This is a genomic window from Gulosibacter sp., assembly GCF_052090685.1.
Lineage (GTDB): Bacteria > Actinomycetota > Actinomycetes > Actinomycetales > Microbacteriaceae > Gulosibacter.
Window position 1 is genome coordinate 21,610 of the sequence record NZ_JBQDBE010000006.1, and the last position, 24,926, is coordinate 46,535.

The 24,926-nt window shown below is 62.3% G+C and carries 27 protein-coding genes; 6 read left to right on the top strand and 21 right to left on the bottom strand.

Features of this window, described 5'->3' with window-relative positions:
- Positions 1-28: 28 nt before the first annotated feature.
- Positions 29-214 carry a hypothetical protein gene (locus tag ACTHXA_RS05130; RefSeq protein ID WP_441670037.1) on the bottom strand — a complete coding sequence of 62 codons (186 nt, stop codon included), beginning with the start codon at positions 212-214 and terminating at the stop codon, positions 29-31.
- Positions 214-1,026 (bottom strand): class E sortase, encoded by an 813-nt coding sequence (locus ACTHXA_RS05135; protein WP_441670039.1) that lies wholly within the window; start codon positions 1,024-1,026, stop codon positions 214-216. Before ACTHXA_RS05135 ends, ACTHXA_RS05130 begins: the two co-directional genes overlap by 1 nt.
- 292 nt (positions 1,027-1,318) lie before the next feature.
- Here ACTHXA_RS05135 and ACTHXA_RS05140 point away from each other — a divergent pair, with 292 nt between their 5' ends.
- A complete protein-coding gene (locus ACTHXA_RS05140; protein ID WP_441670294.1) occupies positions 1,319-1,654 on the top strand; it encodes a cell division protein CrgA in 336 nt (111 codons plus the stop codon).
- 128 nt (positions 1,655-1,782) lie between these two features.
- On the opposite strand, the gene ACTHXA_RS05145 is transcribed toward ACTHXA_RS05140, so the two are convergent.
- Positions 1,783-2,511 (bottom strand): rhomboid family intramembrane serine protease, encoded by a 729-nt coding sequence (locus ACTHXA_RS05145; RefSeq protein ID WP_441670041.1) that lies wholly within the window; start codon positions 2,509-2,511, stop codon positions 1,783-1,785.
- Between the two features lie 169 nt (positions 2,512-2,680).
- Positions 2,681-3,235: a peptidylprolyl isomerase gene (locus tag ACTHXA_RS05150; protein WP_441670043.1), complete on the bottom strand. Its 555-nt coding sequence runs from the start codon at positions 3,233-3,235 to the stop codon at positions 2,681-2,683.
- Positions 3,236-3,373: 138 nt separating this feature from the next.
- Between ACTHXA_RS05150 and ACTHXA_RS05155 the strand changes: the two genes are divergently transcribed.
- Positions 3,374-3,979, top strand: a complete 606-nt coding sequence (locus tag ACTHXA_RS05155; protein WP_441670045.1) for a hypothetical protein — start codon at positions 3,374-3,376, stop codon at positions 3,977-3,979.
- Between the two features lie 81 nt (positions 3,980-4,060).
- Here the strand turns inward: ACTHXA_RS05155 and ACTHXA_RS05160 are convergent, their stop codons facing one another.
- The 4 genes from ACTHXA_RS05160 to ACTHXA_RS05175 all read right to left on the bottom strand — a co-directional run bounded on the left by ACTHXA_RS05160 (position 4,061) and on the right by ACTHXA_RS05175 (position 7,265).
- Positions 4,061-4,531 (bottom strand): NUDIX hydrolase, encoded by a 471-nt coding sequence (locus ACTHXA_RS05160; RefSeq protein ID WP_441670047.1) that lies wholly within the window; start codon positions 4,529-4,531, stop codon positions 4,061-4,063.
- Positions 4,532-4,586: 55 nt separating this feature from the next.
- The gene (locus ACTHXA_RS05165; RefSeq protein WP_441670049.1) at positions 4,587-5,258 is read right to left on the bottom strand and encodes a methionine ABC transporter permease; all 672 of its coding nucleotides are present in this window, start codon (positions 5,256-5,258) and stop codon (positions 4,587-4,589) included.
- On the bottom strand, positions 5,258-6,298 hold the full coding sequence (locus ACTHXA_RS05170) for a methionine ABC transporter ATP-binding protein (protein WP_441670051.1): 1,041 nt from the start codon (positions 6,296-6,298) through the stop codon (positions 5,258-5,260). The genes ACTHXA_RS05165 and ACTHXA_RS05170 overlap by 1 nt, the downstream gene beginning before the upstream one ends.
- A gap of 97 nt (positions 6,299-6,395) precedes the next feature.
- Entirely contained in the window at positions 6,396-7,265 is an 870-nt protein-coding gene (locus ACTHXA_RS05175) for a MetQ/NlpA family ABC transporter substrate-binding protein (protein WP_441670053.1), read from the bottom strand.
- Between the two features lie 116 nt (positions 7,266-7,381).
- Between ACTHXA_RS05175 and ACTHXA_RS05180 the strand changes: the two genes are divergently transcribed.
- Positions 7,382-8,209 carry an SDR family oxidoreductase gene (locus tag ACTHXA_RS05180; RefSeq protein ID WP_441670055.1) on the top strand — a complete coding sequence of 276 codons (828 nt, stop codon included), beginning with the start codon at positions 7,382-7,384 and terminating at the stop codon, positions 8,207-8,209.
- 23 nt (positions 8,210-8,232) lie between these two features.
- On the opposite strand, the gene ACTHXA_RS05185 is transcribed toward ACTHXA_RS05180, so the two are convergent.
- Positions 8,233-9,705 carry an MDR family MFS transporter gene (locus tag ACTHXA_RS05185; RefSeq protein WP_441670057.1) on the bottom strand — a complete coding sequence of 491 codons (1,473 nt, stop codon included), beginning with the start codon at positions 9,703-9,705 and terminating at the stop codon, positions 8,233-8,235.
- Between the two features lie 122 nt (positions 9,706-9,827).
- On the opposite strand from ACTHXA_RS05185, the gene ACTHXA_RS05190 reads away from it, so the two are divergent.
- On the top strand, positions 9,828-10,427 hold the full coding sequence (locus tag ACTHXA_RS05190) for a TetR family transcriptional regulator (RefSeq protein WP_441670059.1): 600 nt from the start codon (positions 9,828-9,830) through the stop codon (positions 10,425-10,427).
- Here ACTHXA_RS05190 and ACTHXA_RS05195 read toward each other — a convergent pair.
- From ACTHXA_RS05195 to mvk, 6 genes are read right to left on the bottom strand one after another with little or no spacing between them, the layout of a single operon-like run.
- Positions 10,417-11,571, bottom strand: a complete 1,155-nt coding sequence (locus ACTHXA_RS05195; protein ID WP_441670061.1) for a hydroxymethylglutaryl-CoA synthase — start codon at positions 11,569-11,571, stop codon at positions 10,417-10,419. The two genes, ACTHXA_RS05190 and ACTHXA_RS05195, sit on opposite strands and share 11 nt — an antisense overlap.
- Before the next feature lie 2 nt (positions 11,572-11,573).
- Positions 11,574-12,623, bottom strand: a complete 1,050-nt coding sequence (locus tag ACTHXA_RS05200; protein ID WP_441670063.1) for a hydroxymethylglutaryl-CoA reductase — start codon at positions 12,621-12,623, stop codon at positions 11,574-11,576.
- Complete coding sequence (gene fni / locus ACTHXA_RS05205) at positions 12,620-13,753, bottom strand: type 2 isopentenyl-diphosphate Delta-isomerase (RefSeq protein WP_441670065.1); 1,134 nt, start codon at positions 13,751-13,753, stop codon at positions 12,620-12,622. Before fni ends, ACTHXA_RS05200 begins: the two co-directional genes overlap by 4 nt.
- The gene (locus ACTHXA_RS05210) at positions 13,746-14,849 is read right to left on the bottom strand and encodes a phosphomevalonate kinase (RefSeq protein WP_441670067.1); all 1,104 of its coding nucleotides are present in this window, start codon (positions 14,847-14,849) and stop codon (positions 13,746-13,748) included. Before ACTHXA_RS05210 ends, fni begins: the two co-directional genes overlap by 8 nt.
- Entirely contained in the window at positions 14,846-15,814 is a 969-nt protein-coding gene (mvaD, locus tag ACTHXA_RS05215; RefSeq protein WP_441670069.1) for a diphosphomevalonate decarboxylase, read from the bottom strand. Before mvaD ends, ACTHXA_RS05210 begins: the two co-directional genes overlap by 4 nt.
- On the bottom strand, positions 15,811-16,809 hold the full coding sequence (gene mvk, locus ACTHXA_RS05220) for a mevalonate kinase (protein WP_441670071.1): 999 nt from the start codon (positions 16,807-16,809) through the stop codon (positions 15,811-15,813). Before mvk ends, mvaD begins: the two co-directional genes overlap by 4 nt.
- 254 nt (positions 16,810-17,063) lie before the next feature.
- Here mvk and ACTHXA_RS05225 point away from each other — a divergent pair, with 254 nt between their 5' ends.
- Complete coding sequence (locus ACTHXA_RS05225; RefSeq protein WP_441670073.1) at positions 17,064-17,747, top strand: NUDIX hydrolase; 684 nt, start codon at positions 17,064-17,066, stop codon at positions 17,745-17,747.
- A 192-nt stretch (positions 17,748-17,939) separates the two neighbouring features.
- Here ACTHXA_RS05225 and ACTHXA_RS05230 read toward each other — a convergent pair whose 3' ends face one another.
- From ACTHXA_RS05230 to ACTHXA_RS05245, 4 genes are read right to left on the bottom strand one after another with little or no spacing between them, the layout of a single operon-like run.
- Positions 17,940-18,188 (bottom strand): PspC domain-containing protein, encoded by a 249-nt coding sequence (locus ACTHXA_RS05230; protein WP_441670075.1) that lies wholly within the window; start codon positions 18,186-18,188, stop codon positions 17,940-17,942.
- A 36-nt stretch (positions 18,189-18,224) separates the two neighbouring features.
- Positions 18,225-20,012, bottom strand: a complete 1,788-nt coding sequence (locus ACTHXA_RS05235; RefSeq protein WP_441670077.1) for an ABC transporter ATP-binding protein — start codon at positions 20,010-20,012, stop codon at positions 18,225-18,227.
- The gene (locus tag ACTHXA_RS05240; protein ID WP_441670079.1) at positions 20,009-22,654 is read right to left on the bottom strand and encodes an ABC transporter ATP-binding protein/permease; all 2,646 of its coding nucleotides are present in this window, start codon (positions 22,652-22,654) and stop codon (positions 20,009-20,011) included. Before ACTHXA_RS05240 ends, ACTHXA_RS05235 begins: the two co-directional genes overlap by 4 nt.
- Positions 22,647-22,838 carry a hypothetical protein gene (locus ACTHXA_RS05245; RefSeq protein ID WP_441670081.1) on the bottom strand — a complete coding sequence of 64 codons (192 nt, stop codon included), beginning with the start codon at positions 22,836-22,838 and terminating at the stop codon, positions 22,647-22,649. Before ACTHXA_RS05245 ends, ACTHXA_RS05240 begins: the two co-directional genes overlap by 8 nt.
- A 266-nt stretch (positions 22,839-23,104) precedes the next feature.
- Here ACTHXA_RS05245 and ACTHXA_RS05250 point away from each other — a divergent pair, with 266 nt between their 5' ends.
- Positions 23,105-23,485 carry a nucleotidyltransferase family protein gene (locus ACTHXA_RS05250; RefSeq protein WP_441670083.1) on the top strand — a complete coding sequence of 127 codons (381 nt, stop codon included), beginning with the start codon at positions 23,105-23,107 and terminating at the stop codon, positions 23,483-23,485.
- 67 nt (positions 23,486-23,552) lie between these two features.
- Here the strand turns inward: ACTHXA_RS05250 and ACTHXA_RS05255 are convergent, their stop codons facing one another.
- Both ACTHXA_RS05255 and ACTHXA_RS05260 read right to left on the bottom strand, forming a co-directional pair.
- On the bottom strand, positions 23,553-24,203 hold the full coding sequence (locus ACTHXA_RS05255; RefSeq protein WP_441670085.1) for a hypothetical protein: 651 nt from the start codon (positions 24,201-24,203) through the stop codon (positions 23,553-23,555).
- A gap of 113 nt (positions 24,204-24,316) precedes the next feature.
- Positions 24,317-24,889 (bottom strand): hypothetical protein, encoded by a 573-nt coding sequence (locus ACTHXA_RS05260; RefSeq protein ID WP_441670087.1) that lies wholly within the window; start codon positions 24,887-24,889, stop codon positions 24,317-24,319.
- Positions 24,890-24,926: the final 37 nt, after the last annotated feature.

Genomic DNA, 24,926 nt, shown 5'->3' on the forward strand with positions numbered 1-24,926 from the left:
TCGAGGTGCGCGCGGCGATCAACGACGCTTACGCGCCGCGCAAGAGCCCAGCTGCGACCGTGATGTCCTGCGTATTGGGCAGCACAATATTGGTGTCAATCCAGGGGAATACCCATGTTGCGAGCGCGTAGAGCACCGCCGCGATCAGCAGCAGGTAGACCAGCAGTTTGACCGGCCACGGTCCGGGGATTCCCCGCCAAAGCGCTCCGTACATTAGAGGTCACCTCCGGTGTCCTGGTTGTTGTTATCGCTCCTAGCGTTGACGGTATCCGCAATCTCTTCGGGCGGGCCGTCCTCACGAGGGACAAAGTCTACGAGCACCGTGTAGGCAACCTGACGCTCGAGCGCAGAGGTGTAAATCGGGTTACAGGTCTGCAGAATCATGATGCGATCGTCGCTTTCCATCTCGGGATAGCGCGGCACATCGGCAAGCACTGAAACCTCGGTCGGCGCCACATACTCACCAGACCGGTAGGTGTAGACGTACCAACCGTCAACGGTCTCGATATAGACGTTGTCACCCACGGAGAGGTCCGGCACTTCCTTGAATGCCGACCCATAACCCCAGCGGTGGCCGGCGATCACGAAGTTACCCACATCGCCTACCGGGTCGGTGCTCTCATAGGCACCCACGTATTGGTCCAGCACCCCGTGGAAGGCTGTGCCAGTGGCGATCGTACGCGAGAAGTCACCCTCCCAAGAAGGAACGTAGAGCACGGCAAACGGCACGCCCTCACCTTCAGGCATGGGACGAATCGGGATGCCGGACTCGTCGAGTTCGGCCGGTTCGATCGTCTCGTAGTCTTCTTCGAACTGTTGGCTCAGGCTCGAGCCTGCCTCGTCCTGGGCGCTACCGGTCTGAGCGTCGAAGTAGAAGTACTTCCAGCCAATGAAGAGCAGCATCAATGCGCCCACGGTCAGAAGCATTTCACCAAGAACCCCGGTGAAAGTGACCTTTCTCCGGGGTTTGGCTGCTGACCGTCGACCGCGTTGCTGGCGGGTCTTACTGTGCTGGGGTGCAGGCATAGCGGTCATTGTATGTGGTTAGACTTAAATCATGCCCAAGGAGACAGCTTCAACCCCTGCCGACAACGAGTTTGACGAGTCACTCGAAGAGGACCAGGCGGAGACCACCGATTTAGATGACGTTGATGACGAATCGGTGGTCGACTTAGTAGACCGTGATGACGCCTCTGACTCTGACGTGGAGGCGAACGACGTGGAGGCGAACGACGAGGATGCGGACGACGAGAAAGTCGAGGCCGCCGCCGCTCCGGCAAAGCTCAGTGAAAAGGAACGCATCAAGCGCTCCAAGGAGATTGCCGCAAAGGCAAAGGGCAAGACCCCTAAGAAGGGAAAGGCTACGCCCAAGCGCAATGCCAAGTCGCGTAAGGAAGCGGCTGAGGCAGAAGCTCGCGCTGGGATGACGAAGGAGCAGCTGCGCGCATCCGGAACCAAGAAGCGCCCTTCGGATGCGAACCCGGTGTGGTTCAAGCCGATCATGTTCGGCTTCCTGATCCTCGGCTTCTTGTGGATCATTGTCTACTACCTGTCCAGCGGTTTCTTGCCGGTGCGCACCCTCGGTGACTGGAACATCCTCGTCGGCTTCGGAATCGCGCTGGTTGGATTCTTAATGATGACGAACTGGAAATAGCCGGCACCGCGCATCCGACACCGCGCATCCGGGTCGAATTACACGCGTGTAGTTCTCCCCAGGTGTGAATAACCCTGTGGATAACTTTCCACAGGGTTATTTTTATGCGCAGTCAACAGCGCTGAGAACTACAGGAGCGCGCCCACTGCCGGCGGAATCGCCACGCAGAGCACTCCTACGAGAATCTGCAACCAGATTCCCGCGGTCCGCTTTCTTGCTTTGCCGAGGTCGGTCAGGGTAAGCCAGCCGCAGAGGGCACCGATGACGAGGCCGCCGAGGTGTGCTTCCCACGAGATTCCTGGGTTGATGAACGCCATGACCACGTTGATACCGATCAACACAAACATCGGTGTCATGTCTTGCCGTTGCTGGCGAAGTACAATGAACCAGGCACCGAAGAGGCCAAATACCGCTCCGGATGCGCCGACGACCGCGGTATCGGGCGAGATGAGCGCTACGGCGAGGGAGCCGCCGAGCGCGGACACGATCCACAGCAGCAAGAACCTGCCGGAGCCGAGGAGCGGTTCGAGTGCCCGGCCGAAGATCCAGAGGGTGAGCGCATTCATCAGGAAATGCATGAGTGAGCCGTGCAGGAATGCCGAGGTGAGCATCCGCCAAGGCTCAAATGCAATCGCGCCACTCGGCAGGTGATGCTGCATGTCGGTGTACTGCGGTGAGTACGTAAACAGTTCGTCGAAGACGGGCATCCCCGCCGAGCGAGTGAGCCACTGCAGCACCCCCATCACGGCGATAATGCCGATCAGCGTGTAGGTGACTGGGGAGTCATTGCCAACGAATCGCGACTTCAGTGTGCGCTTGGGTCGCTGGCTTTTTACCCGAGCGCGGCCCTCGGCCATGCATTCGGGACAGATAACCCCGACCGGCGCCTGTGTCTGGCAGTCCGGACAAATCGTGCGGCCACATCGTTGGCAGAGTACAAAACTCTGTCGATCCCGGTGGCGGTAGCAGTAGTTGTTCGAATCGTGGACCGGGCCGGTCGGGGTTGTCATGTGTGTTGCGGGTGCCTTAGTTCGATTCTTCGTCGTTGAACGCTACGTCCACCGACTCAATGATGACGTCATCAAGCGGACGGTCACGGCCATCCTTCTCAACGCCTTCGATCGCGTCGACAACGCGCTTCGAGTCCTCGTCAGCAACCTCTCCGAAGATGGTGTGCTTGCCCTGCAACCAGGAGGTTGCAGCCGTGGTGATGAAGAACTGCGAACCGTTGGTGCCGCGACCCGCCATCTTGCCCGCGTTGGCCATTGCCAGAACGTAGGGCTCGTTGAAGTTCAGTTCGGGGTGAATCTCATCGTCAAACACAAAGCCCGGACCGCCGCTGCCGGTACCGGTGCGGTCGCCACCCTGCAGCATGAAGTCGCTGATGATGCGGTGGAAGATCACACCCGAGTAGAAGGGCTCCTGCTTCTTCGCGCCGGTCTCGGGGTCGGTCCACTCGAGTTCACCGGTCGCGAGACCAGTGATGATCTTCACGGTGTTCGGTGCGTGGTTACCGAAGAGATTGAGTTTGATGTCGCCTTTATTGGTGTGCAGTGTCATGACTGCCGTCGCGTTACTCATGCTGGATATCCTTTCACAGCTGGGCGCATCTTCCCCGGTAGTTCACTGCAGGCGAGTTTCAGGATTCGTGCAAAGCTTCGTGAGAGGATCGCTAGCTGTAACCCTGGACATCATTTTTAGTAGTCGCCGGAGGTAGCAATGGGACTTTCAAGGAAGAACAAGCGCAAGCTCAACCGTCTCCGTCGAGACGCGGACAAGCTTTGGGCAGAGCAGCAGACCGTGTTCGCAAAGGCTCGTGAGCTTTCGAGCCGGGCGGGCGAATCGGCTCGTGACTACGCGGACGCCGAGGTGATCCCCGCTGTGCGTAAGACGGTCGACACGAACGTGCGCCCCGCTTTCGAGCGCGGTGTCGAATCGGGTCGCCACGCGCTCCACACGGTCGAGAAGAACCTGCAGCGCAACGTGATTCCTGCAATTGCCGGAGCTGGCGGCAACGTCACCGGCGCTGTGCGCGAGTTCATGGACTCAAATAAGACCGTCCAGCAGGTCCAGTCGCGCGGGAACGAGTTCGCGAAGGAAGCATCCAAGCGCGTTGAGAAGCTGCAGAAGCAGCTCGCGAAGGAACAGAAGAAGAAGCAGAAGTCGGGCCCCGGCGTCGGTGGCTGGTTCGCGATCGGTGCGGGCGTTGCCGCACTCGCAGCCGTGGGTTACGCCCTGTGGCAGACCTTCCGCGCCGATGACGACCTGTGGATCGCTGACGAAGAGCTCGACGCTCCCGTCGAGACGGTTACCCACAACAGCTAGTCGCACCGCTCGGCACCGTGCCGAGTCAAAAGGATGCGTGCCCCGGTTCTCGGAGTACGCATCCTTTTTGCGCGGGCGCGATTAGCCCCGGCGCTTGCTGAGCTTCTCGAGGTGACCATTACGCGGCCGCTCGTGGTACAGCCGCATTGCGACTTTCACCAGCGACACCGTCTGCAGTGTCTTCACTTCTGCGAGGTCAAACCACTTCGCTTCGTCGGTCGTGCCATCAACCTCACTGCGAAGCTCTCCCCCCGTGACGCTCGCGAGGTAGACAATGCGCACGTTCTGTAGCGGCGCCTCCCCCGGCTTTCCCGCACGACGTCGGTTGCGGGCATTGACCACAATCGAGTCCACGCCGAGCATCTGATCGATCGACGCTTCGTAGCCGGTTTCTTCGTGAATTTCACGGATCGCCGCATCGTAGGGGTCTTCACCCGCCTCGACACCGCCGCCCGGAAGCGTCCAGCCGGATCGGCCGCGAGCGTTCCAGTGCGCGAGCAGAATCTGCTTGTCGCGCACGATCACCCCGTAAGCACCGACACGGAATCGCACTTCGACTCCTTTCGGGGAACGGACGGGTGGACAATTGCTCTAGTGTACGCCGGGACTACCTGCGCATTGCCTTGCGCGCCAGCCAGTTCCCTAAGAACTGCACGAGCTGCACCACGATGATGATGATGATCACGGCCGCCCAGGTCACCCAGGGGTTGAACTGGCGATAACCGTATTGGATCGCGAAGTTTCCAAGACCCTCGCCACCGACATAACCGGCGACCGCCGACATGTCGATCACCGCGACGAAGGCGTAGGTGTAGCCAAGGATGAGCGGTCCGAGACCCTCGGGGATGACCACGGTCACAAGCGTGCGGAACCGTCCAGCCCCGCTCGCACGCGCAGCCTCAACCACACCCGCGGGGACGGTCACGAGCGCTTGCTCCACGAGCCGGGAAATCCCGAAGGTCGCAGCAAAGGTCATCGCGAAGATCGCCATCTGGTTACCGATACCGATACCGATGATCGCGCGGGCGAAGGGCTGTAGGGCGGCCAGCAGAATAATGAACGGGATCGGTCTGAAGACGTTCACGATCACATTGAGCACGTTGAACACGAACTTGTTCTCGAGGATGTTCCCGGCACGCGTCGCGTAGAGCGCGACGCCAAGCACGAGGCCGAGGATGCCGCCGAGTAGCATCGCCATTGCGACCAGCATGAGCGTGGTGGCGAGCTCTCCCGGCAGTTGCGGCAAGAGGTCGATAAGACGGTCGATTTGCTCTTCCATTAGTGATTCGCCTCCTCGAGCGTCGTAACCTTGGCGATCTGCGAAACCTGCGCGATCGACTCGCGGACCTGCGCATCCTCACCGATGAGTTCAAAAGTGAGGTGCCCGAATGCGCGACCCGAGACCTCGTTCATGCCGCCGTACACGAGCTGTGCGTTCGTGCCGGGGGCGAGGAGCCGGCGAAGCACCTCGTGCTGCGCAGTCTGCTCGTCATTCACCGTGACCGTCGCGAGGGTGCCGCGGTGTCGGATGCGCAGGTCGGCAAGTTCGCGCTCGCCCGGAATTCCGGGGATGATCGTGGAGACGAAACGCTGCGTGGCCGGATGCTGCGGGGTTGCAAAGATATTGAAGACCTCGCCCTGTTCGACGACCCGGCCCTTTTCCATGACCGCGACGTGCGAGGCGATGCGCTTGATCACATCCATCTCGTGGGTGATCACCACGATCGTGATGCCCAGCTCGCGATTGACTCGCTGCAAGAGATCGAGGACATCCGAGGTGGTTTGGGGATCGAGCGCGCTGGTGGATTCATCGGCGAGCAGAATTTTCGGGGAAGTCGACAGCGCCCGGGCAATGCCGACGCGCTGCTTCTGGCCGCCCGAGAGCTGGTCGGGGTAGGCACGTGCCTTATCGGCAAGACCCACGAACTCGAGCAGTTCCGCGACGCGTGCTGCCCGATCCTCTTTCGGATAATTCGCAACATTGAGCGGGAACTCGACGTTGCCCGCGACGTTGCGGGAGTTGAAGAGGTTGAACTGCTGGAAGATCATGCCAATGTCGGTACGTACCCGCTGCAGTTTCGTTTCGGGAAGCTGCGTGATGTCGGTGCCATCCACCTCGATCACGCCAGAGGTTGCGGGCTCCAGGGCATTGATGAGGCGAACGAGTGTGGATTTCCCCGCACCCGAGTAGCCAATGACGCCAAAGACGCCGCCCTGCTCGATGTCGAGTGAGACGCCGTCGACCGCACGGATCGGTTCGCCACCTCGCTTCACGGACGGGTATTCCTTCACCACGTCGCGCATTGAGATCATTGCCATTGGCATTCCTTTCCGTGACGGGCCCTCGTCAATAACGGACACGCACCCGGTAGCCGATCGGCGCCGGGTGCGTGTCCATTATTCCTGGTTCTGCGGATTAACCCGCGTTTTGGGCTTCCTGAATCTCTTGCAACTGAGCGGCAAGATCTTCAGCGGGGATCACGAGCATCTCTGCCGTGCCGCCAGAGGACGCGATTACGCCCTGCTGGACCTCTTCGTTGTTCTGGTAGATCTCAACGATCTGCAGCAGCGTCTCGTTGTCCTTGTCCTCGTCGCGAACGGCGAAGACGTTGACGTAGCCGAGTGCCGCGGGGTCGCTCGGGTCGTCCTGCGCAATCGCGTCCTCGGCGGTGAGGCCCGCGTCGGTGACGAAGTCGTTGTTGATGATGCCAGCATCGAGGTCGGGCAGCGAGGCGGGAATCAGGTCGGCGTTGAATACCTCAACGGTCACGCGCGATTCTTCCGCGATGATGTCGTCCACGGTGGAGTACGGGCTGCCGCCGTCTTCGAGCGCGATCAGACCGGCGGACTGCAATACGAGCAGACCGCGGGCGAGGTTTGTGGTGTCATTCGGGACGCCGACTACGCCGCCATCGGGGATTGCATCCACCGAATCGTGCTTGTCGGAGTAGAGCCCGAGCGGGTAGATCGCTGTCGAACCGATCGTCGTCAGGGTATCGCCGGAAGCGTTGTTGTGCTCGGCCAGGTAAATGACGTGCTGGAACTGGTTGATGTCGAGCTCGCCGGCGCTGAGGGCGGGGTTCGGCTGGTTGTAGTCGCCGAAGTCCACGATCTCGAGGTCAATGCCCTCGGCCTCGACGGCGGCTTCGAATGTCTCCCAGTAGGGTTCGGATGCGCCAACGACGCCGAGCGTGACGGTGTCATCGGAGCCGCTCGAGCAAGCCGCGAGGCTTCCGACAAGCGCAAGTGCACCGGCGGTCGCCAGCACCTTCGTAATGCGTGCCATGGTGAGGTTCCTCTCAATAATTCGACGCGCGTCATATTGGCGTCATACACGTACGAGCCTAGAGATTATGAGGGAACTCACACGAATTCTGATTCACACCGCGTAACATTCGCCAGATGTCGACGCAATCCGCAGCTCTTCAAGGACGAACCCTGCTCATCTCCGGCGGCAGTCGAGGCATCGGTCTGTCGATCGCACTGCGCGCCGCTGCCGACGGCGCGAACGTGGCGGTTCTCGCAAAAACTGCGGAACCACATCCGACCCTCGAGGGCACGGTGTACACCGCCGCGGAGGCAATCGAGGATGCCGGCGGCAAGGCGCTGCCGATCGTTGGCGACGTAAGGGATGAAGCGAGCATCCGGGATGCGGTGGCGCAGACCGTCTCCGAGTTCGGCGGCATCGATGTGGTTATCAACAATGCCTCCGCGATCAATCTCACTTCGTCCGCCGAGATCGACATGAAGCGCTACGACCTGATGCATCAGATCAATACGCGCGGCACCTTCCTTCTGACCCGCACCGCGCTGCCGCACCTGCGAGAGTCTGCCGACCCGCGCATCCTGAGCCTCTCGCCGCCGCTCAATCTCGAAGAGAAATGGCTCGGCGCGTACCCCGCGTACATGCTCGCGAAATACGGAATGACGCTCGCAACTCTCGGGATTGGCGCCGAGACGGGTATTCCGGCCGCGTGCCTCTGGCCACGGACCACGATTCAGACTGCGGCGGTCCAGAACGTGCTCGGGGGTGACGAGGTATTTCGTCGGTCGCGCTCGCCGGAGATCTACGCGGATGCGGCGCACGTGCTACTGACCGGGTCACCAGCGGCAATGGCCGGTCAGACGCTGCTGTGTGAAGACGTCCTCGCGGGCGAAGGCGTGACCGACCTGTCGAAATACTCGCCCGGCGTTCCCGAGTTTGAGCTCTATCCGGATGCGTTCGTGTAGCGGCAGGGCGCGTCACTCTCAACCTAAACTCCGACAGAAATCCCGCGGGTATCGGTGTCGGACCGAGCTGCAGGCTCTGAAACGACGACCGCATCCGGGTCCCGCTTGTGCGCGCCGATCGTGAACACCAACACGAGCGCGACCAAGGTCAGAATGCCGCCGGCGACGAACGGGAAGCGCACCGCATCCTCAACCGTGCCGAACACCGACTGGCCAATTCCAAACGCGGTGAGGAACAGCGCGGTACCGATTGCGCCCGCGAGTTGCTGCAGTGTGTTTACGATCGCGGAGCCGTGGCCGTACATTTCGCGCGAGAGTGACCCGAGCGAGTGCGTCATAAGGGATGACATCACCAGCGCCATGCCCGCACCAAAGACGGTGTGGAAGGTGATGACCATCCACACGGCGGTATCGGCGCCGGAGGTCGCGAGTCCCCACTGCCCAATTGCGAGGAGGAATCCGCCGGGAATCACCAGCGGACGCGGACCAACCCGGTCATAAATGCGACCTGCGATCGGCGCGATGATGGCCTGGATGAGACCACCCGGCAGCAGCGCGAGGCCCACGGTCGCGGGGTTGAGGCCGAGACCGTTTTCGAGATACACGGGCAGCACGACAACTGAACCGAGCATCGTCGCGAAGGCGATCGCGATCACGATCAGGCTGCGGCTGAAGGTGCCGTTCTTGAACGGTGCGAGGTTGAGCAGCGGTGCGCCACCGGAACGCGCGAGCGAGTTTTGTCGAATAACGAAGATCGCGAGTGCAATAACGCCGACCACGAGTCCGATAACGGGCAGGTAATTGCCCGCGCCGATTTCGGAAATCGTCGAGATTCCATAGACGAACCCACCGAAACCGATGACGGAGAGCAGGATCGAGACGGCGTCGAGCCCACCAGCGGGCCGTCCCTTACCACTCGGAATTGCGGCAAGCGCGACGAAGAATGCGAGCACCGCGAACACGAGCATGCCCCAGAACAGGGTGTGCCACGAGAATGCGTTGATGATGATGCCGGCGACAGTCGGTCCGATCGCGGGTCCCACCGAGATCACGACTGCGTTGAGCCCCATGATCGAGCCTCGGTGTTGCGCAGGGACAAGTCGCAGCGTCGTGGTCATGAGCAGCGGCATGATGATCGCCGTGCCGAATGCCTGCACGACACGAGCGATGAGCATTGCCAAGAAGTTGGTGGAGAGCGCTGCGATGAGCGAGCCCACGGCGAATAGTAGGAGCGCGGCGAGCAGTAGGTTGCGCGTGCTGAATCGCTGCATGAGATAGCCGGTCAGTGGGATACAGATGGCCATCGTGAGCAGGAACCCGGTCGTAAACCAACCCGCGGTTGCGGCGGTAATCGAGAAGTCGACCATGAGCGATGGCAACGCAACCGTGAGCACGGTTTCGTTCAGGATCATCACGAAGGCGGCGACAGCGAGGGTGCCAATGATGGCAACGAGTCTGCCCGGTGAGTAAACCGAAGTGTTCTCGGTCTGGGTCATGGAAGTTTTCCTCTTTCAAAATTTGCGAACGATCTACTATGGCACACTGTGCCATGTTGGCGTAAGCTGCCATTAGCAATTTCTCGAAATTCTTGGAAACGGACCGTGAAATAATGGCCGCCATGACCAACGAGGCACGCTCACTAGTCGAGCGACGCCGCGATCAAACTCGCGTCGAGATTCACCTTGCCGCGCTGACCCTCTTTGAACAGCAGGGGGTGGATGCGACCACGGTCGCCGAAATTGCTGCGGAAGCCGGTATCTCTTCGCGCACGTTCTTCCGCTATTTCGATAACAAGGAACACGCAGGGATACCCGGCCAAGAGAGCCTGCGGAAGCGAATCACAGCCTTTGTGCCGTCCGAGGGGTCACCCAACAGCCTCCTGCAACAGATCGAGGCAGTGTTCGAGGAAGAGATCCTCACCGCAGCCGAGCGAAACGATGACTCCAGACGTGTCGCTCGCTTGTTTGCGGCCGAGCCAGCACTCCTGGAGGCGGCAGCGGCCCAATTGCAGCGAGTTTCCAAGGCCCTGCAGGCAGTGCTCCTCGAACACTGCCCATCGCTCCGGCGATCAACGACGCTGTTGATCACCGATTTAGCGATCACGACCTGGCACACGAGCTGGGAGACCCTCGGCGAGCGCATTCGCGCGGGCCAAGACATCACGCCGATCGAAAACTACCGCGAGCACTGCCGGATGCTGCGGGAGATTACGCGGTAGCCTCGTACTGCCGCGCCCCGCCCCTAATGCCAGCGAAACGATACGGTGCCTTAGTCACGCGAGGGGTCTCAACATCCTCCGAGCTCGGCAGCACGGTTTCGTGCAGTTCCGCGTATTCCTCGAAGGTGATCGTGTTGCGCGCCGCCAGCTCAGTCTGAATCGGCTCGACGTAGATGTGCTCGCGATAGTCCGCGCGCACTACTCCGGTGAAGTACTCGCCGGTGCTGCCGGAGCCGTAGCTGAAGAAGCCGATGCGCTTGCCCGCGAGCTCCTCGTCGTGGTGCAGCAGCGAGGTCAGCGCTGAGTAGATCGAGGCCCCGTAGGTGTTCCCGAGTTCACGGTTGTAGATGAAGCTCGGCTCGAGGGTGTCTTCCGAAAGCGCGGTGCCCGCGTACTTGGCCAGCTCGCGGTGGCCCTTGCGCGCCATTTTTGTGAAGGGCTGGTGGTAGAGGAAGCGGTCGATCTCCTCGATGGCGTGGCCACCGTTGGCGAGGTAGTCATCCCAGGATCCGGTCAGCGCGTCCAGGTAGGCCTTGAGCGAAAGCGCGCCATCAACAACTGCGGTGGTGGAGTCATTCGGGCGCCAAAAGTCGTCGACATCCGCGCTGAACATCCCCGTCTCAGGCTCAATCTCGACCAGTGCGGGGTTCGCTGAAACGAGCATCGCAATTGCACCGGCGCCCTGCGTGGGTTCGCCCGAGCCGCCTAGCTCGTACTTCGCGATATCGCTCATCACCACGAGCACCTTCGCCTCGGGATTGCGAGCAATCACGCCGAGCGCCGACTGCAGCGCGACGGTACCCGCGTAGCAAGCCTGCTTCACCTCGGCCACCCGCATGGCAGAGGGCAGCCCCAGCAGGCCGTGGATGAACATCCCACCCGACTTCGACTGGTCGACACCGGTTTCGGTCGCGAACAGCAGCGAGCGGATGCCTTCGGTCCCGGTCCGTTCGAGCAATCGCGCGGCCGCGGTGGCACCCATGGTGACGACATCTTCATCCGCCGCGGGAACGCTCATGCGAGTCTGGCCGAGGCCGATCTCGTACTTCGCGGGATCAACCCCGCGGACTTCGGCCAGTGCTGCCAGATCGAGCACGTCGTGCGTGGTCACGAGCTCGATGTCGTGAATACCAATGCCAGTCATAGTTATTTCCTTTCACCGCGCTCGAGCTGCACGTGTGACCGCATCAGCTCGCCGGGATTCGTCTGCGCGGCGAGCAATGACAGCTCCCCACAAAGCACGGTCGCGGCAATCATGGCCGCGAGCCTGCGTGCATTAGCGCCGGGTTCACGCTCCTCGCGGCAACCCAACTTGTCCAATGCTTCGTTAACGTGATCGAGGTGCTTCCCATTCCCGACCGTGCCGACGATCAGGTGCGGGAGCGAGCACGAGAAATAGAGCCCATCTTCGCGGTTCTCGGCGTACACGATGCCCTGCGAGCCCTCGACGATATTCGCCGCATCCTGCCCGGTCGCGAGATAGAACGCGAGCAGCATATTCGCGAAGTGCGCATTCGCGGAGCGCAATGCCCCCGCGATGGTGGATCCCACGAGGTTCTTACGCACCACGATGTCAGTGATTTGCTGGGCGGTGCTGCGCAGTTTCGATTCGACGATGTCGTGTGGGATGAGGATTTCAGCGACTACGCGCTTGCCACGGCCGAGCACGCCGTTGACCGCGGTGGCTTTCTTGTCGGAGCAGAAGTTGCCGGAGACCGAGCCGTATTCGAGCCCGAGATCCCAAGACAGGATGAGGTTCATGAGCGAGTCGGCAGCCTGGGTCACCATATTGTGGCCCGAGGCGTCACCGGTGGTGAATGCGAACCGAATGAACAGCAGGTTCCCGACGATTTCCTCGTGCACCTCGATGAGCTTCGCGAAGCGGCTCTGGGCGCTGACGACCTCGTGCAACTCGGCCACTCGTTCGCGGATGCTCGCCATCGCCTCATAGGCGTGCGCCGCATCGCGCGCGGTAAAGAGGGAGGAGCGAGTCATCCGTTCGTCGACGACGGTGGCGCGGATGCCGCCTTCAACGAGACGCGAGATTCGGGCACCACGACCGACCGAGGGCCACAGTGGTGTCTCATAGGTCGCGAGGGGCACCTTGATTTCCTCATTGATCGCGTTGCCGCTGATGCGCAGCGGTCCGACCCAGCTCGAGGGAATACCGGTCACGAATTGGTCGTGCTTGCTCATCGTTCCTCCTGATTAAGCGGGCCACCGGCACTCCGGTCCGGCAAGCCACGAACCTCGCTGCGGCGCGCGATCCCGGCAATGTCGATGCCACGCAGGGTGGCGAATTCGCGCGCGCCGCCGCGCACGAGCAGGTCTGTCGTGGCGAGTTCGGCCGGTGTCGCGGCGCCGACCATGGCGTGCAGCTGCCGCAGCTGCTCGACCCAGCGTTGGATTTCCGCCGTGAGCGACTCGGCCGTGCCTTCGAGTGCGGGAAGCAGGAAGGGCCCGGCGATCCCGACAGCGCGGGCACCGAGCGCGAGTGCCTTCAGCACGTCGAGGGGATGCCGGATCCCACCGGAGGCGAGCAGGTTCGGGAAGTCTGCCGGGGCATCCAGCAGGCAGGCGACCGCGGACTGGCCGAAACTGCCGAGATAACCAAACGCATCCCCGCCCCGCGCGCTCTCGATACGGGCAAAGTTTGTGCCGCCCGATCCGGAAACATCCGCAATCTGCACGCCAACCTCGCGGAGCTGCGTGAGGGTGCGGCGGCTCAGGCCGAAGCCCACTTCTTTGACAATCACCGGCACCTCGGTCGCGGCCACGGTCGCCTCCACGCCCCGCAACCAGCTCGAGAACTCCCGGCTGCCCTCGGGCATCACGGTCTCTTGCACGACGTTGAGATGCAGCTGCAGCGCGTTCGCCTCGAGCAGGTCGACCGCGCGCTGGCCGTGATCTGCCGGCCGGCCTGCGCCGACGTTTGCCATCACAAAGCCCTCGGGGTTTTCCTCACGAATGACGCGGAAGCTCGCGGCGGTCGAAGGGTCGTCGAGGGCGATCCCCACCGAACCGGATGCCATGGGTAGGCCGGTTACTTGGGCCGCGATCGCCAGGGAGCGATTGACGCGCATGGCGGTATCGGCTCCGCCGGTCATCCCGTTGATGTAGATCGGCACCGGCCAGGACCACTCACCAACCCGGGTCGCCAAATTGACGGCGGCCACATCGATGCCGTCCAGTGCGTGATGCAGAAATTCGAGGTCATCAAATTCGTTGCGACCGGGAGTTTCGCGACGCTGATCGGCGGCGAGTCGGATATGGTCTTCCTTCCGTGCCGCTGCGCTTGAGTGTGCTTGCGCGTCTTCGCTAACCATTCGCAACAGCTCCGCCCGATTCGCCAACGGCCGGATAGACCCCGAGACGGAGTCGACGGATGCCGGCAGCATCCCATTCGCTCAAGATCGCGTCATTGTCGGAGTCCGGACCGGCAAACACGATCCCACAGTCCCCGCCGCCAGCGCCCGAAGGTTTTGCCGCGGCGCCGTGTGATTCCGCGATCTCGCACAGGGCACGCAGCTTTTCGGTCTCAATCTGAATCCCGGTGTTCGTCCCGAGACGCTGCAAGAGCAGCCGCGCGGCACGAACAAGCTCGAGCGTGCGCGACTCATTGTGCTCCTGCATGGCCGACACCAGCGCATCCACAATCCCGCGGCTCTCCTCGAGAAAATTCTCGTGACTCGTGGAGGACGCGGGGGTCTGCTTCTCGACCCCGTTCACGAGTCGCTCGGTGGATGCGGGCGACCCGGTCCAGCCTACGAGCAATTCGAGAGTTTCTGGTTCCGGGAGTTGGGTGACACTAAAGGTCGCCCACCCGGATGAATCCAGGCTCTCGCACACCGTGTCATTGCGCTCAAGATCCTGGAGGAGCCGGTCCCGATCCGGCGAGGTATAGCGAATCCAGCCACCGAAAGTGCTTGCGGCCAGGTCCCCGCCCGAAGAGCGCGGTGAGACCCGCGCCGTGGACAAAAGTGCGAGTTTGAAACGGTCCGTGGGCGTGAGACCGAGCCCGTAGAACTCGTTGATCGCAGCAATTGTCGCGACGACAACGGCGGCCGAGGAACCGAGTCCAAACTTTCGACCGCTCGAGTCGTCGAGTTCGCTCTCGATATGCAGGTCGAAGTAGAGCGGTTCGTGACCGCGTTCGCTGCGCAGTCGCTCGGTGAGCGCAATTGCCGCCATGACGTAGTCGAAGGGTCGGTGCTCGAGCTGGATGCTGTCGTCATCATCCCGGCGCCACACCACCGGCATTCGTCCGTACTCGCTCGAGAACACACGGCCCACGTCATCGCTCGGCGTGAGCTTGACCGTGAGGACGCGATCCACCGCAACGATGACGGAGGGTTCGCCAGGTTCGACGACCGCGTATTCGCCAGCGATATAGAGCTTTCCGGGAGCCTTGGTCTCGATCACAGGGCGTCACTATCCGAAAGTAACGCCGCACCCGGCCCCGGTGCCATGACCCGCACGGTGCCGAACTCGGCAAGTGACTGAGCCACCGCATCCGCGTCTTCGGGGCGTGCGATTGCGACGACGTTGGGGCCCGCATCCGCCGTACCGTAGGTCTCTAGGCCTGCGTCTCGGAGCTCGCGAATGCGGTCGAAAATGGCGACGCTTTGCGGCGCGAGGTAGCGAATTGGCGGGTCGCAGGCCTGAATTGTCGCGTGCATCCGGAGCGCGTTCGTTTCGGTGATCCGACCGATTCGGGTGAAGTCTTGATCGGCGCAGGCGCTGATCATCGAGTCAAGCGCGAGTTCCGTTGAGGTCACCCAGGCGTCGTGAAACGGCGAGGTGAGTACGGTGCGTTTCATCGCTTCCCGGCTGGAGATCTCCTTGCCCCCCGCATCCACCACCACAACGATCATGCGCATATCGGGTGCGTCAATCGGTTCCGCTACCGAGGTCACATCATCGCCCGCGCGCCAGACGGCAAAGTGCGGAATGACCGAGCGCGTTGCCGAGCCGGAGCCGCGGCGCGCGAGTCGGCTTACCTCGGCGGGATCCAACGGCAGTCCGTAGGCCATGGACGCGGCCAGCGCCAGCGCGGCGAATCCTGAGGCGGAGGATGCAAGGCCCGCGGCCGTGGGGACCTCGTTGCGTGAGCGTACGGCGGCGAAATCGGTGCTGCCGGAGCGTTCGCGAACGATGTCGAGAAATTTCTGGACGCGGCGCAGCGACTCGCCAGTTGCGGCTTCCTCGTTGAGCTGGAAGGTATCAGCCTCGGCCGCCGGCATCCGTTCTACCGTCGTGGTGGTCGGGAAGTCATCGAGGGTCATCGACATGCTGCCGGTCAAAGGCAGCATGAGCGTCGAATCGCGCTTTCCCCAGTACTTCACGAGTGCGATATTGGGATACGCGCGAGCCGTGGCCGTGGTCATCGAGTTGCCTCCAGGGTCATGGTCCAGACGTCAGCCGCACCCGCTGTGCGCATTGCCGCAGCGAGATCTTCGGTTGCTTCTGGCGATGCCGCGAGTGCAATGATGCAACCGCCAAGCCCGCCGCCCGTCAGTTTAGCCCCCGCGGCACCCGCGTCGCGGGCGGCGGTCACGAGGTCATTGAGTTCGGGCGAACTCACGTCGATTTCCGTGAGGAGGCCGTGGGCTTCATTTAAGAGTGCGCCGAGGGCTTCCGTGTCGCCATCGGCCAGTGCGACACGGGATGCTTCGGTGAGTTCTCCGAGTCGCTGGACGGCCGTGGTTGCCATCTCGCGATCGAGTTCGTGGAGGGCCCGGACTCCGGCGAGCGCCTGCGCCGTAAAGCTCGGCAGGCCGGTGTCGGCGATCACGAAGCCGAAGGGTGCGCCCACTTCGATGCCGCTCGCTTCACCACGCTGAAAATACACCGGATGCTCGGAAATTACGGTGCGCGCGTCGAGTCCGCTCGGGGTGCCGTGCGCGACGCGTTCCGCGGCCTGGATGAGTTCGTAGCGCTCATCCATGGTCCACGGCAGTCCCGCGACACTTGCCGCGGCATTCACGATCGCACCCGCCACTGCCGCGGAGGACCCAAGGCCGCGACCCACTGGTACCGAACTGCGAATGGTGACACCAACCCGGCCCTTGTCAAACCCGGCAGCCTCGGTCACGGCCTGCACGGCCGCGAGCACCGGGGCCACTTCTTCCGGTGCCACGTCGGAGAGCCCGACATAGAGATCGCTGTCAATTCGCGCGCGGTCAAACAGCCGCAAGGTGACACTCGCTTCGACGCTATTTACCGGCAGCGCGATCGCCGGTTGCCCGTAGACGACGGAATGCTCGCCAATAAGAATTACCTTGCCGTGGACACGACCTTCACCCTCCGCACGCACCGCGGGGGCGTCGGAGAGCCGGAGTGCTGCAGTGTGAAAGGGATTCGACGGGACGAGGTGATTCATACCGGTTTATGCGTGTCGCTGGCTAGCTGTCATTCGAAAGGGGATCCATCGGTCAGGTCTGTGCTCATTGGTGCACTGTAGACGCACCAGGTGTCGCACTCGGACGTAATGAAACACGCGGACGGGCACAGCCCATCCGCGCACGGTTAGGGAACCACTTTACCGTGTGATCGGCGCCCGCGGTACCCGTTGTGCCTTCGGCGTACGGTGCGGAATGTCGAACGTGCGTCACTTCGGGTCGCTAGCCTCGCGGCATGCCCACTCCCGAATTCATCCTGCGTTTGCGCGAAAAAATCGGTCACGATCCGCTTTGGCTGATCGGCTGCACGGCGGTCGTCGTCAGGCCGCATCGGCCGGATGCGCTTGGTCGCGAGGATGCTCTCGCCGCCGCTGCGCAAAGCTCGAGTATGCGCGCTGCGAGCGCGCCGATGGTGGGATCCAACCGGTCGCTGGTAGACCTCGAACCATGGTCGGCGGTGGAATCGGGTGCCGGATTTGAATCGGATACGGGGTCGGAAGACGTACTGCTCGTTCGTCGCAGCGACGATGGGCTCTGGGCCCCGGTGACCGGAATCGTTGACCCGGGCGAGCATCCTGCCGTTGCCGCGGTGCGCGAAGCCTTCGAAGAAACCCTGGTCGAGTGTGAAATTGAGCGGATGGCGCAGGTGCACGTCACGGCTCCGGTCACCCACCCGAACGGCGATATCGCGCAGTACACCGGGCTGGTGTTTCGCTGCGGGTATGTGGCCGGGACGCCCGGCGCCGGTGATGACGAGGCTGCGGATGCGCGCTGGTGGCAGGCCTCGGCGTTGCCGCCAATGCGTGAAGTGCACCGCGGGGCTATACGTGCGGCGCTTCGAGCGGATCCCCTATGCGAATTGCTCGACGGGGACCGGGTTATTCCAGTTTCCGGGCCAACCTCCGGCCCAGCCGCCTGATTTTCTGGCCGGGGCTGAACTTTCGCCGCGGACTGAACTCCCGCCGCGGCCTGAACTTTCGGCGCGGGGCTGAAATATTTGGCGTACCCGTGCCGCTTTGAGGGTATATGCCCTCATATGCGCTCCCGCACGCCAAATCTGGCAGCGTCTCGGCGCAGGGTCGGCGCAGGGTCGGCGAGGGACACCCAGCAGCTAATTCTTTCGGCCGCCAAACAGGCGCTCAACCGGGATACTGCCGTCAGTCCACGGCGTGAGCACCCACACCACGAGGTAGGCGCCAACCCCGAGGACCGGCAATAAGAAGGAAATCAGCACGAGTAGCCGAACGAGCCAGACGTTCAGTCCGGATGTTTCGGCAAGGCCACCCGCGATACCACCGAAAACTCGTTGCGGGCCGCGGCGGAATCGAATTTTACGAATGGAATCAAATACGCTGCTCATGTCCGTGACGATACGCTCGCAGGTTGGCAAGGTGCCCTATTTTGTGGCCCCGCTCTCTGTGGCCCCACTCTCACTGGCACCGCTCTCGGCATCCCCAAGGCGCCAAGCGCCCGCGGCATGCTGCTGATTCCAGAAGTCGGCGAAGCGGCCGCCCGCGGCAAGCAACTCCGCGATTGTCCCGTCCTCGACCACACGACCCGAGTCGAGGAAGAGCACGCGGTCCGCAGCCCGAATTGAGCTGAGTCGGTGCGCGACGATTACGCGCGTGCGCGGAGTTGGGTCGTCCGCGAGCGCAGCGGCCACGGCCACTTCGTTCTCGCTGTCGAGCGCACTGGTCGCTTCATCCACCAGAAGTATCGGTGCGGGTTTCAAAAGCGCTCGAGCAATCGACACCCGCTGCCGCTCACCCCCGGAGAGCGTCGAACCCGCTTCGCCGACCCGCGCATCCAACCCCGCCGGTAGGCGCCCCACGAGCGAATCCACCCGCGCGAGACTGGTTGCTTGTGACAATGCCGTTTCATCCGCATCCGGATTCCCCGCAAGGATGTTCTCGCGAATGCTGCCGTCAAAGAGGTAGGGATGCTGGAAGACCATGCTTGCGAGCGAACGGCGAGAATCGGCATCGAGCGTGGCGAGGTCGGTACAGTCGATTTCGATCCGCCCGTCACTCGGCTCGTGCAATCCTGCCAAGAGCGCGAGCACCGTGGACTTGCCGGAGCCGGATGGTCCGACGATCGCGGTGGTGCTGCCGGGTTCGAACACAAGGTTGAAGTGCTCAAGCACTGGCCGATCGGCGTCTTCCTCGTAGCCGAATCGAACATCCCGGAACGCGACCCGGGGCGCACCGTCCTGGTCAAGGTGCTGCTCACCTTCGTCAAGCACTGGAGCTTCAAGCACCTCACGCATTCTTCGCAGCGCACCGGTGGTGGTTTCCACACCGGGTGAGAGCTCGGCAAGCATCGTGAAGGACTCGAGATAGCGGACGATCACGACGATGAGCGCAATCGCTTCGGGAACCCCGAGTTGCCCGCGCGCGGTGAGCACGACCGTGGTGCCAGCCGAGAGCAGCAACATGATCTGGCTCGCGATGCCAAAAATGATCTGGCCGGGCACTTGCAAGAGCAGCATTCGCACAGTCGCACCGTGCTGCGCATCAAGTGCGGCTCCAGTGAGGCTTCGTTCGTGTTCGACTCGGCGGGCGGCACGAAGTGCCTGCTGGGTGCGGGCAAACTCCACGATTCGCTCGGTCAGCGTCGTATTCGCGGCGGCAGCAATCCGGTCCGCGTTTCGGCCGATCGCCCCCGCGGCCCAATAGGCGCCGAGCAGCAGTGGCACACCGAGTAACGCCACCAGCCCAAGCGGCCAGGCGATCGGCAGCAGTGCGATGCCAATGAGTACCGGCAGCACGACGGCGCCGAGCATCGGGGTGACGAGGTAGACGATGACCCCCACGAGATCCGGGCCGCTGGCCGCGATAGCTTGTCGCGTGGTCGCGGTATTTTCGGCAGTGAACCAGCCGAGACGGATGCGGGTGATCCGTTCCGCTGCGGTGCGCTGACCCGTGTCGAGCAGTCCGAAGCCGAGGTCGTAAGCCCGCCGAGTGACGGCGGCATCCGCGAACCACCCGAGCACCGTCGCGAGTGCGAGGAAGCCCAACCACGGCCAGGCCGCCGCGCGGTCATCGCTGAAGAGTGCGGCGACCAACGGCACAAGCAGCACAATCCCGGCGGCTCGGAATATCAGCCCTACCGCGGAGAACACGAGGTGGCCTGCGATCAGGCGGCCGCGGCCCGGCCCGATCAGCGTCAACATAGTGCGAATCATGATCGTGCATCCTCTCCAGTCGAGTGCGCGTTCGCGGTCACGGGACCGGTTGCCGCATTCCATAACTGCCGATAGCGTCCGCGCTGGGCGAGCAGCTCTTCGTGCGTCCCCGTTGCGGCAACCCGGCCCTGATCGAGCACCACGATGCGATCCACCCCGGTGATCGTGTGGAGTCGGTGCGCGATGACCAGCACGGTGCGTCCCGCGGTGAGGCGATCGAGCGCGCGCTGCACGAGATACTCGGATTCGGGATCGGCGAAGGCGGTTGCTTCATCGAGCACGAGCACCGGGGTGTCCGCAAGGATCGCGCGCGCAATAGTGAGCCGCTGGCGCTCGCCACCCGAGAGTTGCGCATCCGGTCCGAGGACCGTGTCGTAGCCTTGCGGCAGCTCGAGGATGCGGTCATGCAGTTGCGCGGCCCGGGCGGCCGACTCGACCTGTGCATCCGTCGCGTCTGGCACCGCGAGCGCGAGATTCTCGCGGACCGTGCCGTGGACCAACTGGGTTTGCTGGAACACGAATCCGACGCGCGCGTAAAGCTCATCAGGTGTGAGCACACGGATGTCTTGAGCGCCAATTCGAATTGCGCCCGTGTCGACGTCGTGGAAGCGGGCGAGCAGTGCCGCGAGCGTGGATTTTCCCGACCCGGAAGGGCCCACAAGCGCGGTGACCGTGCCGGGTTCGAGAGTTAGCGAGATGTCTTCGAGCACGGGGATGCCCGGGCGGTAGGAGAACCCGACACCCTCGAACTCTACGCGACCGACCGGCGCTGCTGCTGAGGATCCGGATCGTGCCTCGGTCGCCAATTCCGGTTCGTCGAGCGTCACCTGGATGCGCTTCGCGGCAAGGAGCCCGGTCCGCAGACCCGATAGGCCGTAGCCGACGCCGAGGAGTCGGGCGCCGAAGGTTGTTCCGAGGAAGAGGAATGGCAGAATCGCGACCGGATCCATCGCATCGGCCACGATCAGCGTCGTTCCGAGCGCACAGATGAGCAGCAGGAAGGTCGCGGGCCGGGTCACGAGATCGAGGAACGCTTTCTGCCCGCTCAGTGGCCGCTGCCAGTCGTTGAAGAAGGTGATGTACTCACCAAGCCGTGCGCGGAAAGTCGAAGCCGCGGCGCCACCGAACACCCGAATCACGGGCTGCCCCTCGAGGTAGGCTCCCGCTTCAACGTTCATCCGTTCGGCCCAGCGGGTCGCTTGGACCGTTCGGGGCGCGGACTGGATGGCCATGATCACCATGGCGACCAGGTACACGAGCACCGGCAATAACAGCAGCAGCGCGATGCGCCAGTCCACAATGAAGAGATAGACGAGCACCGCTACTGGTGCAACCACGGCGGCCACCGCATCCGGTACCGCGTGGGTCACGAGATAGTGCAGCGACAGGGTGTCGTCCTGCACGATCTGTTTGACCTGCCCCGAGCTCCGAGCGTCAAACCAACCGAGTGGAACCCGAGCGAGTTTGCCGAGCAGCCGCTGGCGAAGATCGCGGGAGAATCGCGCATCCACGGTATGGAGCCACAGCAAGAGCGCCGCCGAGAGTACAACGCCCGCGGCCATGAGCGCCACGACCCAGATTCCGAGCGTCCACAAGCGCGCGATATCGGCCCCCGCAAGCAGCAGTCGCGCGAGCTCGACAAGCAGCACGAAGGGTGCGAGCTCGACCAGTGTGATGATGCCCTGCGCGATGCCCGCGGCAATGAACGTCGGCTTGAGCGGTGCGAGGAGGCGGCCGCCGGCTTGGGAGCGCCAGCTGGCGCGCAGTGGTGGGGCTGCGCTGGATGATGTGGCGTCAGTGGCTGTTTCGGAAAGTTCGGCTGCTTCAGAAGGTGCAGTTGCAGTCTCTTCGGCCGGGAATCCCTCGATGCGCACCTGCTCCTCCGGAAGATCCTTCGGTCGCTTCTTCCCGAACGCGCGCCCATAGAACCAATACGCCTGCGCGTGCAGCTCTGATTTCGGGAACCCGAACTCATCCTTGAGCAGCTTCCGAAGGTGCTTGAGGCTCCCCGATTCGGGAGCCGCCCACGCAAACCAGTTCGACCAGTCCCGGTTTTCGATTGCGGCGGCGAGCGAGGTTTCACCCTGACGTGGAACCCAGTGAATCCGTACGCGCGGATGCGTGACAAGCGGGATGCTTCGATCATTCGGGTCGTGCTCCTCGAGATAGAGCTCAATGGGCACTTCCGCCGGAACAATCTCGAGGATGTCGTTGACCGCGGGGATCGACGCCGAATCCGCAATGAGAAGGTAGCCCGCGGGAAGTTCTTCCGGGATTTCGAAGCGGGTGGAACCGAGCGTGGTCACCGAAATCGCATCCCCCGGCTTGGCAGCGCTCATCCAGGCGGATGCGGGGCCCGCCGGCTCGTGGAGTACGACATCCACCGCAAAATTACCCGTGTCGTGATCAAGCTCGGTCAGCGTGTAGGCGCGCTGCTGCTCCGATTCGGGCTCATCCGGATCGGGAAACCAGAAGCGCAAGAACCCCGTCGGTTCGGGGACCACATCTTCCATGAGTGTGTCGGAATGCATCCGCACCCGAATGAAGTGCGACGCAAGCGTTTCGATACCGGTGACGGTCGCCACGTGGTCGCGCGCACCGTAGCTGCGCATCATGACTCCGGTGAATCCACGTTTAGCCATCGGTGTCCCTTCCAGCAGCGTGGAGCGCCGCTCTGATTTCTGCGACGGGTCGTCCCTGTGGAGCGGCCATGACAAATCCGCGAATTGCGGCCCCGAGCCACATTCGGACGTATTCATCCGCATCCACGTCCGGCAAACCACGTTGTGCCTCGCCGAGTTCGTCTTCGGCGAGCATCTCGGTCATCGCGTGATTGCGCTAAATATCTTCAGTCGCCGCATTGCCGATGACGACTGCGGCAACAGCCGAGCACAGCACGATTGCCGCGTCTGACTCGCATGGTGTTCCCGGTTTCGAGCCGTCGAGGGCGGCCGCCGATCCGCACCACAGCGCCCTCCTCCAGTTAGTTTTAGGTAATAAATAAGGTAAGCCTAAGTTTGAATGATTCGGACCGCAATAGCGATGTTGTGCATCAGACTCGAGAGTTGATAGCTGGTCGCTATCATTGGAGTATGCGCGAAAACACCATTGGTGGGAGCCTTCGCAGTCAGCGCTTGGAAGCAGGAAAGACGCAACGACAACTTGCTGTGCGATCCGTTTTGCGCGTTCCATCCCTGCAGCGTTTGCGCGCATCCCGAAACGCAATTCTCGAAGTCGCGAATCGCCGCCATCTCAGCAATATCCGTGTGTTCGGCTCAGTCGCCCGCGGCACGGCCGCTGCCGGTTCAGATATAGACCTGCTCGTGCACCCGAAACCGAATGCTTCGGTATTCGATTTGGCCGGCTTCATGGCAGAAATTGAAGAACTCTTGGGAACGCCCGTAGACGTCGTATCCGACCGTGGATCAAGTCCAGCGCTGCAACGCATCCAAGCCGAAGCTATCTCGCTTTGATCCCTCAGAGCACACGCATCGCGGAAGTTCTTGTCGACATCGTGCGCTTCGGTGAGCGACGAATGCCTCAGCGCGGTCGACCGGCGATGAGCGGCCGTAACCGGGAGTGATCGATGGCCCAGGACCGGATGTCGGCGTCGATCCAATCAAGCACGCGGAACAGTACGAGCATGTCATTGGCCAAGTCCCGTTCGTGAATCGGTTCGTGGTGGGCGACACGATTTCGGAGCGTGTGCAACTGATCCACCGCCCGATAGACAACAGCGCGGCTCTGTGGCTGCAGGTTGGGGAAAGCGTGGCGGAGGTGGCTAGTCCACATTGTGGCTTCATAGCGCTTCGCGAGCAAGAACTTCCAGAACCCAAAGTTCAGCTCGGCGATGACGCGGCCCGGAAGCTCCACGCGTCCCAGCTTCGCGATTCGCTCGCGAGCGGCAGCAATATCCGCATGAGCCTGGTCTGAAAGTACGCGAAACGGATCGTCGTACCAGTGTCCCCGGCGAGAACCGTGACGCGCAATGAGTTGCTCACTTAACGCATTGCGGAGGACCACCTCGAGGATCCCAAGCGCCTCATAGAACGCCCCGGAGACCGCGAGGTTCCATTCGTAGAGACACACTGCCTTGCCGATATCACCATCTGCGCTCCGGAGGTAGGGCCCCAATCGGTCGATGGAAAGTGCGGCCGCGACTCGAGCTGCTTCTGCGCTGCTTACGGCCAACGTGCGCCCCCTGTGATAGTTTGGATCACGAAGACCCCGGAAGGCCTCTGCGAGAGCAAGTCTCCGGGGTTATTGCGTTCGCAGACTACCCAGAGCCACCGACATCCCCGCTCTCATCCCGCTCGACGGCGCCCATATAGCGCGATCTGCAACCCGGCCAGTATCAGCAGCACTGCCGCGTTCACCAGGCTGACGACACCCGCAGCTGTGCTCTCGGAAACGAGCTCGAAGACAACAGCCAGAATCCCGGCGCATCCCGTGACCACTAACAATGTGCCACCGGCGATGAACGGACGTTCCCCGAATGAAATTCCAATTGGGATCAGGTGCGCGCCGACAATAATTGATCCGATCAACGCCAGGTATGGCAATTGGTTCAGGGCGAGGCATACCGAGATCAGCACGGAGAAGAGCACGGCTTGGGCAATGTTGCTCGCGATAAACACTTTGCGACGACGTCGCGTTCCGACGAGGGCCTTCGTCTCGTCAGTTGCATTGAACTGACGTGAAGCAGCGACAAGATTCAACACAATGGTGAGAAGAGCTGCAATAACTGCGGCTGACACGGTAAGCAGGAGTGGAAGGTTTGAGAGTCCCACCGCAGCGAGCGCCCACACCAAGCCGAAAATCGACAGAATCATCACTCCGACCCGAGAACTCTCAATGAAGGAGTTTGGCTCACTCATAGAATCCGCCTTTCGCATTTGGAAGGTATCATTCAAC

Excerpts from the sequence above, each read along its gene's own strand:
- ACTHXA_RS05130 (WP_441670037.1), bottom strand. The coding sequence starts at position 214 with ATGTACGGAGCGCTTTGGCGGGGAATCCCCGGACCGTGGCCGGTCAAA.
- ACTHXA_RS05135 (WP_441670039.1), bottom strand. The coding sequence starts at position 1,026 with ATGCCTGCACCCCAGCACAGTAAGACCCGCCAGCAACGCGGTCGACGG.
- ACTHXA_RS05145 (WP_441670041.1), bottom strand. The coding sequence starts at position 2,511 with ATGGCCGAGGGCCGCGCTCGGGTAAAAAGCCAGCGACCCAAGCGCACA.
- ACTHXA_RS05150 (WP_441670043.1), bottom strand. The coding sequence starts at position 3,235 with ATGAGTAACGCGACGGCAGTCATGACACTGCACACCAATAAAGGCGAC.
- ACTHXA_RS05155 (WP_441670045.1), top strand. The coding sequence starts at position 3,374 with ATGGGACTTTCAAGGAAGAACAAGCGCAAGCTCAACCGTCTCCGTCGA.
- ACTHXA_RS05165 (WP_441670049.1), bottom strand. The coding sequence starts at position 5,258 with ATGGAAGAGCAAATCGACCGTCTTATCGACCTCTTGCCGCAACTGCCG.
- ACTHXA_RS05170 (WP_441670051.1), bottom strand. The coding sequence starts at position 6,298 with ATGGCAATGATCTCAATGCGCGACGTGGTGAAGGAATACCCGTCCGTG.
- ACTHXA_RS05175 (WP_441670053.1), bottom strand. The coding sequence starts at position 7,265 with ATGGCACGCATTACGAAGGTGCTGGCGACCGCCGGTGCACTTGCGCTT.
- ACTHXA_RS05180 (WP_441670055.1), top strand. The coding sequence starts at position 7,382 with ATGTCGACGCAATCCGCAGCTCTTCAAGGACGAACCCTGCTCATCTCC.
- ACTHXA_RS05185 (WP_441670057.1), bottom strand. The coding sequence starts at position 9,705 with ATGACCCAGACCGAGAACACTTCGGTTTACTCACCGGGCAGACTCGTT.
- ACTHXA_RS05190 (WP_441670059.1), top strand. The coding sequence starts at position 9,828 with ATGACCAACGAGGCACGCTCACTAGTCGAGCGACGCCGCGATCAAACT.
- ACTHXA_RS05195 (WP_441670061.1), bottom strand. The coding sequence starts at position 11,571 with ATGACTGGCATTGGTATTCACGACATCGAGCTCGTGACCACGCACGAC.
- ACTHXA_RS05200 (WP_441670063.1), bottom strand. The coding sequence starts at position 12,623 with ATGAGCAAGCACGACCAATTCGTGACCGGTATTCCCTCGAGCTGGGTC.
- fni (WP_441670065.1), bottom strand. The coding sequence starts at position 13,753 with ATGGTTAGCGAAGACGCGCAAGCACACTCAAGCGCAGCGGCACGGAAG.
- mvaD (WP_441670069.1), bottom strand. The coding sequence starts at position 15,814 with ATGACCACGGCCACGGCTCGCGCGTATCCCAATATCGCACTCGTGAAG.
- mvk (WP_441670071.1), bottom strand. The coding sequence starts at position 16,809 with ATGAATCACCTCGTCCCGTCGAATCCCTTTCACACTGCAGCACTCCGG.
- ACTHXA_RS05225 (WP_441670073.1), top strand. The coding sequence starts at position 17,064 with ATGCCCACTCCCGAATTCATCCTGCGTTTGCGCGAAAAAATCGGTCAC.
- ACTHXA_RS05230 (WP_441670075.1), bottom strand. The coding sequence starts at position 18,188 with ATGAGCAGCGTATTTGATTCCATTCGTAAAATTCGATTCCGCCGCGGC.
- ACTHXA_RS05235 (WP_441670077.1), bottom strand. The coding sequence starts at position 20,012 with ATGATTCGCACTATGTTGACGCTGATCGGGCCGGGCCGCGGCCGCCTG.
- ACTHXA_RS05240 (WP_441670079.1), bottom strand. The coding sequence starts at position 22,654 with ATGGCTAAACGTGGATTCACCGGAGTCATGATGCGCAGCTACGGTGCG.
- ACTHXA_RS05245 (WP_441670081.1), bottom strand. The coding sequence starts at position 22,838 with ATGACCGAGATGCTCGCCGAAGACGAACTCGGCGAGGCACAACGTGGT.
- ACTHXA_RS05250 (WP_441670083.1), top strand. The coding sequence starts at position 23,105 with ATGCGCGAAAACACCATTGGTGGGAGCCTTCGCAGTCAGCGCTTGGAA.
- ACTHXA_RS05260 (WP_441670087.1), bottom strand. The coding sequence starts at position 24,889 with ATGAGTGAGCCAAACTCCTTCATTGAGAGTTCTCGGGTCGGAGTGATG.